At 62.9% G+C, this 10,063-nt stretch carries 9 protein-coding genes; 2 read left to right on the top strand and 7 right to left on the bottom strand.

Annotation, left to right across the window (positions count from 1 at the left end):
• Window positions 1-353: 353 nt before the first annotated feature.
• Both QZ326_RS08795 and QZ326_RS08790 read left to right on the top strand, forming a co-directional pair.
• Complete coding sequence (locus QZ326_RS08795) at window positions 354-1,898, top strand: DUF1538 domain-containing protein (RefSeq protein ID WP_365328863.1); 1,545 nt, start codon at window positions 354-356, stop codon at window positions 1,896-1,898.
• Window positions 1,899-1,936: 38 nt separating this feature from the next.
• On the top strand, window positions 1,937-2,602 hold the full coding sequence (locus QZ326_RS08790; RefSeq protein ID WP_295744073.1) for a P-II family nitrogen regulator: 666 nt from the start codon (window positions 1,937-1,939) through the stop codon (window positions 2,600-2,602).
• A gap of 43 nt (window positions 2,603-2,645) precedes the next feature.
• On the opposite strand, the gene QZ326_RS08785 is transcribed toward QZ326_RS08790, so the two are convergent.
• The 7 genes from QZ326_RS08785 to QZ326_RS08755 form a co-directional block, all read right to left on the bottom strand.
• The gene (locus tag QZ326_RS08785) at window positions 2,646-4,169 is read right to left on the bottom strand and encodes a polysaccharide biosynthesis C-terminal domain-containing protein (RefSeq protein WP_295744070.1); all 1,524 of its coding nucleotides are present in this window, start codon (window positions 4,167-4,169) and stop codon (window positions 2,646-2,648) included.
• 71 nt (window positions 4,170-4,240) lie between these two features.
• Window positions 4,241-4,615 carry a MerR family transcriptional regulator gene (locus tag QZ326_RS08780; protein ID WP_295744067.1) on the bottom strand — a complete coding sequence of 125 codons (375 nt, stop codon included), beginning with the start codon at window positions 4,613-4,615 and terminating at the stop codon, window positions 4,241-4,243.
• A 17-nt stretch (window positions 4,616-4,632) separates the two neighbouring features.
• Entirely contained in the window at window positions 4,633-5,781 is a 1,149-nt protein-coding gene (locus QZ326_RS08775; RefSeq protein ID WP_295744063.1) for an aldo/keto reductase, read from the bottom strand.
• Window positions 5,782-5,924: 143 nt separating this feature from the next.
• Entirely contained in the window at window positions 5,925-7,550 is a 1,626-nt protein-coding gene (gene groL / locus QZ326_RS08770; protein WP_295744061.1) for a chaperonin GroEL, read from the bottom strand.
• A 258-nt stretch (window positions 7,551-7,808) separates the two neighbouring features.
• A complete protein-coding gene (locus tag QZ326_RS08765; protein ID WP_016322763.1) occupies window positions 7,809-8,093 on the bottom strand; it encodes a co-chaperone GroES in 285 nt (94 codons plus the stop codon).
• Window positions 8,094-8,264: 171 nt separating this feature from the next.
• Window positions 8,265-9,194, bottom strand: a complete 930-nt coding sequence (locus QZ326_RS08760) for a diacylglycerol kinase family protein (protein WP_295744057.1) — start codon at window positions 9,192-9,194, stop codon at window positions 8,265-8,267.
• A 49-nt stretch (window positions 9,195-9,243) separates the two neighbouring features.
• The coding region (locus QZ326_RS08755; RefSeq protein ID WP_295744054.1) for a class I SAM-dependent RNA methyltransferase at window positions 9,244-10,063 on the bottom strand (820 nt) is incomplete at its 5' end.

The following is a 10,063-nucleotide window of genomic DNA, read 5'->3' as shown; positions in this document are numbered from 1 at the left end:
CAGACCAGCCCCCGTATCTTGGGCGAATTTGACCCCTGCGGTCAAATTCGGCCCCCGCTCTCTTTTCTCTTTGGACCGTGCACGGCCCGTTTCTCTTTTCTCTGGCAAGACAGAGAAAAGAGAAATGGGGGGTGCATATGCACCAGCCATCATCATGGCTGAATCCCTCCCCGCCCGTCAGGGCGACCACCATCCCGTCCCTCAAAATGAGGGCTATATTTTCATTTTACCAAATCCCCTATAGAAATTTGCTAAAAAACTGTTAAGCTTGAAACACTTCCCTTGAAAGAGACATTCTCCCCATGATAATATAAATAAAATATCCATTTTCCAAAAGGAAGGAGGCGGCATGGTTGCAGGGCAGTCTGCGGGCGCGGTGGCGCGAGAAAGTGGGAAATACCCGTACAATTCTGGGCGAAAAGGTCCGTGAGGCCCTGGCCTCTGTACTGCCGATCACCGCCATCGTGCTGGCGCTGTGCTTCACCATCTCCCCGGTGCCTACGGATACCCTGCTGGCCTTTCTGATGGGGGCGGTGCTGCTGATCGCGGGTATGGGCCTCTTCACCCTGGGGGCGGAGATGGCCATGACCCCCATCGGCGAGCGGGTGGGCGCCCATATGACCCGTTCCAGGAAGCTCTGGGTGGTGGCCGCGGTCAGCTTTTTGATCGGCGTGGTGGTCACCATCTCAGAGCCGGATCTCCAGGTGCTGGCGGAGCAGGTACCCAGTGTGCCGGGAGTCGTGCTGATGGGCGCGGTGGCCGTAGGCGTGGGCGTTTTTTTAGTGGTGGCCCTGCTGCGTATCCTGTTCCGCATTCCCCTCAACGGGCTGCTGATCGCCTCGTATCTGGTAATCTTCACTTTGGCCTGTTTTGCGCCTGGAGACTTTCTGGCCATTGCCTTTGACTCCGGCGGCGTCACCACCGGACCTATGACGGTGCCCTTTATTATGGCTCTGGGCGTGGGCGTGTCCTCCATCCGAAGTGACGAGAATGCCGCCCAGGACAGCTTTGGCCTGGTGGCGCTGTGCTCCGTGGGGCCGGTGCTGGCGGTGCTGATTTTGTCCCTGGTGTACCCCGCTTCCGGGGCCTATGTCCCGGCGGAGATGGCGGCAGCGGCGGACAGCCGGGCGCTGTGGGGGCTCTTTCTCCGGGCCTTCCCGGAGTATATGGTGGAAGTGGTGGTCTGCCTGACGCCTATCGCGGTGTTTTTTGCCGTCTTTCAGGTGTTCTCCCTGCGGATGAACCGAAAAAAGGTATTGAAAATTGTGGTGGGTCTCCTGTATACTGGTCTTGGGCTGGCGGTCTTTCTCACCGGCGTCAACGTGGGCTTTCTGCCGGCGGGTACATACCTGGGCCAGCAGATCGCGAACCTCCGCTGGAACTGGGTGCTGGTCCCTATTGGGATGCTGATGGGCTGGTACATCGTCCAGGCGGAGCCGGCGGTCCATGTGCTGAACCACCAGGTGGAGGAGATCACCTCCGGGGCCATCCCCGGCAAGGCCATGAGCACCAGTTTGTCCATCGGCGTGGCGGTGTCCATCGGCCTGTCCATGTTTCGCATTTTAACCGGAATTTCGATTTTTTATTTCCTGGTGCCGGGGTATCTGGCGGCCATCGGCCTGTCCTTCTTTGTGCCCAGGATTTTTACGGCCATTGCCTTTGACTCCGGCGGCGTGGCCTCGGGTCCCATGACGGCCACGTTTCTGCTGCCCTTTGCCATGGGAGCCTGTCAGGCCCTGGGGGGCAATGTGGTGACCGACGCCTTCGGCGTGGTGGCCATGGTGGCCATGACGCCGCTGCTGACCATCCAGCTGCTGGGACTTGTCTACCAGTGGAAGCTGCGCAGAGCCGCCGGGCCGGAGACAGCCGGGCCGGAGGAGGAGATCATCGAGCTGTAAGGCGGGAACACCGGCCACAGCGGGGAGGAGAGACTGCCATGGGCGGAGCCGATCTCATGATTACCATTACGGACCGCAGCCGGGACGGGGAATTTGCCGCCTGGTTTCAGAGCCAGGGCATCCCTCTGGTGCTGACGGTTTTGGGCCAGGGCACGGCCACCACGGAGATTTTGGACTGCCTGGGCCTGGAGGCCACGGAGAAGGCGGTGCTGCTGTGCGTGGTGCCCCACTCCCCCCGTCTGGTGCGCCAGGCGGCCAGGGAGCTTTGGCTGGACATCCCGGGCCGGGGCATCCTGATGACGGTGCCGGTATCCACCATCGGCGGCGCGGCCGCCAGAGACTATCTCTTACAGCAGGAGGCGGAGGAGCGTATGGAGCGGGAACAGACCCATGAGCTGATCGTCGTCATCACCAACCAGGGCTGTACGGACAAGGTCATGGATGCGGCCCGGGCCGCCGGGGCTACGGGGGGCACCTCCATCCACGCCAAGGGCACCGGCGCGGAGCTGGCCCGGAGGTTTTTGGGTGTGTCCATTGCCGCGGAGCGGGAGCTGATTTTCATCCTGGCCCGGAAGGAGGACCGCTCCCCCATTATGAAGGGGGTGATGAGCCAGGCGGGTATTCACTCGGCGGCCCAGTCGCTGGCCTTCTCCCTGCCCGTCAGCGACATTGCGGGGCTCCGCCAGTTGGATGGAGAGAACTGAGAACCGGCGAAAACCGGCATGGCTTTGAAGCCATGCCGGTTTTTTAAGTCCGCTTTCCGTGCCGCCGGGCCAGACCCCGGAGCCAGAGCAGATCTCCCCAGCGCACCACCCGGAACAGCGTCCATAAAAGGAGCAGTACTGCCAGGTACCATGTCCCGGGCAGCAGGATGCCCCGGAGTCCTGGTGCCTTTGGCAGCAGGGCCGCGCTCCACCCGGCCGCCCCGGCGCAGAGGAGGGCCCGCAGGGACAGCCTGGCCTCCAGCCGCGCACCGGAGGCCCGCAGCAGGCGGCGGAGGCTAAGGCAGAAGTTGATGAGATGGGTAACGGCGAAGCTGAGATAGTATCCGCTCAGCCCGTACCGGGGCAGCAGCAGCCACAGAAAGCTCACGTCCAGAAAGGAGGTCAGCAGGTTGTACCGGGCGTTGGCACTCTGCTGGCCCAGGCCCTTGCAGATGGCGTCCACAATGGCGTCGGTGTAGAGCAGAGGGATTAACGGGGCGTAGAGCCGCAGGGCGGGGCCCACGGCCCGGTCATGGTACAGCAGTTCCCCCAGAGCGTCCGCTCCGGCGAAGAGAATGCCGGCGGCGCAGAGGCTGAACAGCAGGGAGACCCGCAGTCCCCGCCGGACCAGGTAGCGGATGCGGGGCATTCGCCGCCCGGCGGCGCAGCGGGAGAACTCCGGCACCAGCAGTTCCGCCAGGGAAAAGAGGATGGCGGCGGGGAACATCAGCACAGGGAACACCATGCCGTGCAGTACGCCGTAGTCCGCCAGAGCGTTGGCGGTGCCGGCAAAGCGGGACAGCCGCTTGGGGACAATCAGATTTTCAATGGTATTCAGCCCGGATCGCAGGTCATCCGCAACGGCCAGGGGCAGGGCGATACGCAGGATGCGCCGGTAGGGCGGCTTGTGGGGTGTCCGCTCCGGCGGCAGGGCGCCCCGGTGAAGGAGCCGCAGGGCCCGGTAGGCCACCAGGGCGGCGGCGCCGCTGCCCAGGACTACGGAGAGACAGGCACGCCCCGTGTCCGCCCCGGCCCAGCGGGTGAGCAGTGCGAAAGTGACCGCCATAGCGCAGCCCTGTTCCAGAAACTCCACCCCCACCAGATCTCTGATGCGCCCGGCGGCGGTGAAATACCCGGTCATGACGCCGTACAGGCAGCAGATGGGGAGGATCATGGCACAGACCCGCAGGGAGGGGATGGCGGCGGGGCCGCCGATCCAGTTCTCCGCCAGCCAGGGGGCCAGCTGCCAGAGGAGGAACAAAGAGGCGATGCTGCACGCCAGACTGTACTGAAAGCACCCCGCCAGTACGGCGTGGACCCCTTGGGGGCGGTTCCGGCCCAGCTCCTCGGCGGAGAGGTACATGGCACAGGTGCGGATGCCTGCGGAGCCAACAGTGAAGGACATGGCCTTTACAGATAGAATCAGCTGCAAAAGGCCGATTCCCGCGGCGCCGATGCGGCCGGAGAGATAGACCTGGAAGGCCATGCCCGCCAGCCGCAGCAGCAGGTTGGCGGCGGTCAGGAGCAGCGTGCCCCGTACAATGGAGGACCCTTTTTTTTCGTTCAACGTTCCCACCTCCCTACCACTATATGGACAGGGCGGGACAACATGACGAAAAAAGCTGTCCGGACTGGGGATTACGTTTTGATCCGGTCGCGGCAGGCGATCCGCTGGGTGTAGAGATCGATCTTGTAATCCAGCCGGTCCAGGGAGGCCTGCATATCCGCCATGCGGGCGGTGAGCTGTTCCCGCTGGCGCACCAACAGGGCGCGGCGGTCCTCCAGGGTGTTGTCCCCCTGCTGGGTCAGGGCGGCGTACTCGATCAGGGCCTCAATCTGCACACCGGCGGCGCGCATGCACTTCATCAGCTCCACCCACTGGCAGGAGTCCTCGTCGTAGTCCCTGGCGCCGCTCTTGCCCCGGGGAACCGGGGGAATCAGGCCGATGCGCTCATAGTAGCGCAGGGTGTCCGGTGTCAGACCGTACCTCCTGCTGACCTCCGTGATGGTCATAGATGGCCCCTCTCCCGTCAGGCGCCGAACAGTGCGGCGGCCTGCTTCATATTCTCCACAATGGGCACGCCGAAGGGACACCGCTTTTCACAGGCGCCGCAGGCGATGCACTCCGCCGCCCGGTGGGGCAGTACCGCGTAGTGCTCCCGCACGGTCTCCGGTACGGCGCCCTGGGCCCGGCACAGGTTCAAAAACTTGGTTACCGACGCCACGTCGATGCCCTTGGGGCAGGGGGCGCAGTGGCCGCAGTACATGCAGTGTCCCTGCCAGCTGATTTTGGGCAGAGCGGCCAGGGCGGCGGCGTAGTCCTTTTCGCTCTCCGGCGCGTCCTCATAGGCGGCGCTGGCGTCCAGGTCCTCCAGAGTCCGGGCGCCGCACATGACGGAGGCCACCGCCGGACGGGTCAGGGCGTAGTGCAGGCACTGGAAGGCCGTCAGGGCGCGTCCGGCGGGGGAGAGGGTTTCACTGAGCAGGTCGCCGCCGCCGAAGGCCTTCATCACCGTGATGCCCACCCCCAGCCGCTGGCAGGTCTCGTATAATTCCTGCCGCTGCGGGTCCATGTTCACCAGGTTGTTCTCGTAGTTCTTGGGGGCCCACAGCTCCTCCACGTCCTCTCCGGCTGGCTGGAGGTCATAGCAGGGGTTGACGCTGAACATCAGCACGTCGATGAGCCCGGTGTTCACCGCCGCCAGGGCCACCTCCGGGTTGTGGCTGGAGAGGCCGGTGCACCCGATGGTCCCCGCCGTCTTCAACTCCCGGGCGTAGGCCATGACGGGACCGTTTACTACCGTGTCCCAGTCCGCCAGGGAGTCCACGTAGTGGATCATGCCGATCTCCACCCGGTCCGTCTCCAGGCGTTTCAGCTGGTCGGCAAAGCCCTCCCGGACCTCGCCGATGTCCCGGGTGCGTTTGTACTGCCCGTCCTTCCAGACAGAGCACAGGTGGGCCTGAAGGACAAACTTCTCCCGCCGTCCCCGCAGGGCCCGGCCCAGGTTGGAGCGCACCTCCGGGTTGGAAGTGTAGAGGTCGATGCAGTTGACGCCCAGAGCCTCCATTCTGTCCACAAAGGCCAGGACCTGCTCATAGGGCTTATCCACAAACCCCTCGCAGCCCATGCCGATCTCGCTGACGCGGATGCGGGTGCGGCCTAATGTACGGTATATCATGATTCACATTCTCCTTTATGTTATGTATGAAGAGTGTACTACCTGGAGTTTACTCCATGTCAAGGACTTTTTGGAGGAAAAGCAAGCCGGCGCACACCTGTGCGCCGGCTTGGATCTTAATTGTCTCTGCCGCGGGCTGCTTCTCAGTACATGCCGCCCATGTCAGGCGCGGCGGGGGCCGGAGCGGGGGGCTCGGGCTTGTCGGCCACCAGGGACTCGGTGGTCAGCACCATGGAGCTGACGCTGGCGGCGTTCTCCAGGGCGGAACGGGTCACCTTGGCGGGGTCCACAATGCCGGCGGAGACCATGTCGCAGTACTCCTCCTTGTAGGCGTCGAAGCCGTAGCCGGCCTTGCCGGAGGAGCGGACCTTCTCCAGGATCACGGAGCCGTCCAGGCCGGCGTTGGCGGCAATCTGGCGGATGGGAGCCTCCAGGGCCTTGGCCACGATCTGGACGCCGGTCTTCTCGTCACCCTCCACGGTGTCCAGCAGGGCCTCCACGGCGGGGATCACGTTGACGAAGATGGTGCCGCCGCCGGCCACAATACCCTCTTCCACAGCGGCGCGGGTGGAGTTCAGGGCGTCCTCAATACGGAGCTTCTTCTCCTTCATCTCGGTCTCAGTGGCGGCGCCCACCTTGATGACAGCCACACCGCCGGCCAGCTTGGCCAGACGCTCCTGGAGCTTCTCCTTGTCGTAGTCGCTGGTGGTGTTGGCGATCTGAGAGCGGATCTGGGCCACGCGGTCGGCAATGGCCTGCTTCTCGCCGGCGCCGTCCACGATGGTGGTGTTCTCCTTGGTGACCTTCACCTGACGGGCACGGCCCAGCAGGTCGAGGCCGGCGGTCTTGAGCTCCAGGCCGACCTCCTCGGACACCACGGTGCCGCCGGTGAGGACGGCGATGTCCTGGAGCATCTCCTTGCGGCGGTCGCCAAAGCCCGGTGCCTTGACGCAGACCACATTCAGGGTGCCCCGGAGGCGGTTGACGATCAGGGTGTTCAGGGCTTCGCCCTCCACGTCCTCAGCCACGATGACCAGCTTCTTGCCGGACTGGACCATCTGCTCCAGAATGGGCAGAATGTCGGCGATGACGGAGATCTTCTTGTCGGTGATGAGGATATAGGCGTCGTCGACAACGGCCTCCATCTTCTCCATGTCGGTGGCCATATAGGGGGTGATATAGCCCCGGTCGAACTGCATGCCCTCAACCACCTCGCTGTAGGTCTCAGCGGTCTTGGACTCCTCGATGGTGATGACGCCGTCGGCGGAGACCTTATCCATGGCGTCGGCAATCAGCTTGCCGATCTCCTCGTCGCCGGAGGAGACGGCGCCCACGCGGGCGATGTCCTTGGAGCCGTCCACGCTCTTGGACTGCTTCTTGACCTCGGCGACAGCGGCCTCCACGGCCTTGGCCATGCCCTTCTTCACAACGATGGGGTTGGCGCCGGCGGCCAGGTTCTTCAGGCCCTCATGAATCATGGCCTGGGCCAGCAGAGTGGCGGTGGTGGTGCCGTCGCCGGCCACGTCGTTGGTCTTGGTGGAGACCTCCTTCACCAGCTGGGCGCCCATGTTCTCAAAGGGATCGTCCAGTTCGATCTCCTTGGCGATGGTGACGCCGTCGTTGGTGATGAGGGGAGAGCCGTACTTCTTGTCAAGCACCACGTTGCGGCCCTTGGGCCCCAGGGTGATTTTGACGGTATCGGCCAGGGAATTGACGCCGGCTTCCAGAGCCTTGCGGGCCTCGTCGCCGCGCTTGATGAGCTTAGACATAATCGCATTACCTCCAATAGAAGTTAAAAATTAAAGTGAGCGGAAAAAAGGAAAGGGCGGGAAAACCCGGGGATTTCCCGGTTCTTTTGCCGGAGGCAAAAGATAAATTTCAATTATTTTCGTCAGCACGTGTGCGTGGCGAAAATACCCCGGCCTGCGCGTCCTCGGGACGCCCTCACCAGCGGACTAACGCCACTGGTGAGGGGGCAGGTGAGCCGGGTTTGCCCGGCGGAGCGTGAGGGGGACGCAGGCCTCTCTTTATTCAACAATTGCCAGAATGTCGTTCTGGCGGACGACCACGTACTCGACTTCCTCCAGGGTGACTTTGGTGCCGGCGTACTGGCTGGTAATGACCTTGTCGCCGGGCTTCACGGTCATGGTGACTTCCTTGCCGTCCACGGTGCCGCCGGGGCCTACGTAGATAACCTCTGCCACGGAGGGTTTCTCCTTGGCGGAGCCGGTGAGGATGATGCCGCCCTTGGTGGTCTCCTCGGCCTCCACCATCTTCAAGATGACGCGGTCTGCAAGCGGGGTGAGTTTCATGTCGGGTTCCTCCTTATAATATTAAAAATTTGAAAAAACAAATCGCACCGTTAGCACTCTTGTCCTCTGAGTGCTAACGGTGTTATCATAGCGCAATCGTCCCTGTTTGTAAAGGGGGTATCTATGAAGATTTTGTGAATTTCCAAAAAATGCAGAAAATTCCAAGACGGTTTAGGGGCGCGCCGTGGCATTTGGGTCGCAGCCCGGGGGGGCGAAAAAATTCACCCGTTTATCCGCCAGGCGCAGGACCACCTCCCGGCTCCGGAAGCACTCCCCGTCCAGACAGGTGACGATCTCCTCGTTATTTGACTGAATGCGGATTTCCCGGGCTGTCACAGACCGGGCAATATGGGGAAGCTGCCGGTAATTCCCGGCGGAGTAGACGGAGAACAGCCGGACGAAAGCTGCCTTGCTGATTTTGCGGATCAGAATGGTATTCAACACCCCATCGTCCATCCGGGCCTCAGGCACCGGGGTGGAGCCGCCGCCATAGTGGCGGCCGTTGCACACGGATACCAGGGCATAGTCCCCCTCCGTGGTTTCGCCGTCCAGTGTGACGGTCCAGTGGTACCCGATGGGGCGCAGGAGAAAGTTGGCGGCCACCGAGGCCAGATAGCTGCCACGCCCGTTTAGTAAAGGAGAACGGCTGTACAGGTGGACGCCCTCCGCCACCTGGGCGTCAATGCCGCTGCAGGCGATGGTCAGGCAGTACCGCCCGTTGCAGTCAATCAGGTCCAGGGGAAACACAGGGCCGTCCCACAGGTTCTCCGCGTCCCGGAACTTCTCCATGTCCGGTCCGAAATTCTTCAAAAAGTCGTTGCCCGTGCCGGCGGGAATGCAGGTCATGGCGGCGTTGGGAAAACCCGCAAGACCGTTGGCCGCCTCGGAGATGGTGCCATCCCCGCCGCAGGCATAGATCCGCAGTTCTTCTCCGCTCTCCGCCAAACGGCGGGCCATTTCTGCCGCGCCGCCGGGGCGGTCCGTCAGCATGCAGGCGCAGTCAAGCCCATGAAGGGCGCGCAGGCGGTCTGCCATCTCGTAAATGCGGGCGGTCTGATCCTTTTTCCCGGCCCGTGGATTGATGATAAAGACATGGCGCATAGGCGGGCCCCCTCTCATTGATGATTTTTTGTATTGTTCTGTCGAAGAATTACCTTCCGTATAGAAAGGCGTCGCATTTCAGCATTCCGTTGTACAGCTTCCGCTTTTTGTCGGCAGGGCGGCCAAAACACCGCTCGAACTCCGTGTGGGAGGACAGTACCACCGTCCGCCACTTGGGCGGCAGGCCGCGGTGGGCCTGGCCAAAGCTGCGGTACAGCGCCTCGGCTTCTTTCTTTTCCATCAGCCGCTCGCCGTAAGGCGGATTGGTGACCAGCTGGCCGTACTCGCTGTCCCGGTGAAATTTTCCGGCGTCCGCCGCCTCAAAACGGACGCAGTCCTCCACCCCGGCCAAAACCGCGTTGTGGCGGGCCAGCTCCACGGCGGCAGGATCGATGTCTCCGCCCCAGATGTCGTAGGTTCCGAGGAACTCCTTGTCCTGGGCCTCGTCCGCCGCCTCCAGCCACAGACAACTGTTCATGTTCTTCCACCGCTGGGCGGCAAAGGACCGGTCCAGGCCCGGGGCACGGTTTTTGGCGATCAGCGCCGCCTCAATGGGGATGGTGCCGCTGCCGCAAAAGGGGTCGCAGAAGGGGTCCTTTCCCCGGTAGCGGGAGAGGGTCACCAAGGCGGCCGCCAGGGTCTCCCGCAGGGGCGCCCCCATGTTTTGCGCCCGATAGCCCCGCTTGTAGAGCCCTTCGCCGGAGGTGTCCAGATACAGCGTGGCCGTGTCCTTGATGATGGCGAACTGAATTTGATACCGGCTGCCGGTCTCCGGCAGGGTCTCACAGCCATAGGCGTTTCCCAGCCGCCTGGCGGCTGCTTTTTTCACGATGGCCTGACAGGCGGGGACAGAGTGGAGCTTGCTTGTC

Origin of the sequence: uncultured Oscillibacter sp. (genome assembly GCF_910587525.1) — a bacterium.
Classification (GTDB): domain Bacteria; phylum Bacillota; class Clostridia; order Oscillospirales; family Oscillospiraceae; genus Oscillibacter.
The sequence above is the reverse complement of the archived record's forward strand: the minus strand, read 5'-3'. Positions and strand labels throughout refer to the sequence as shown.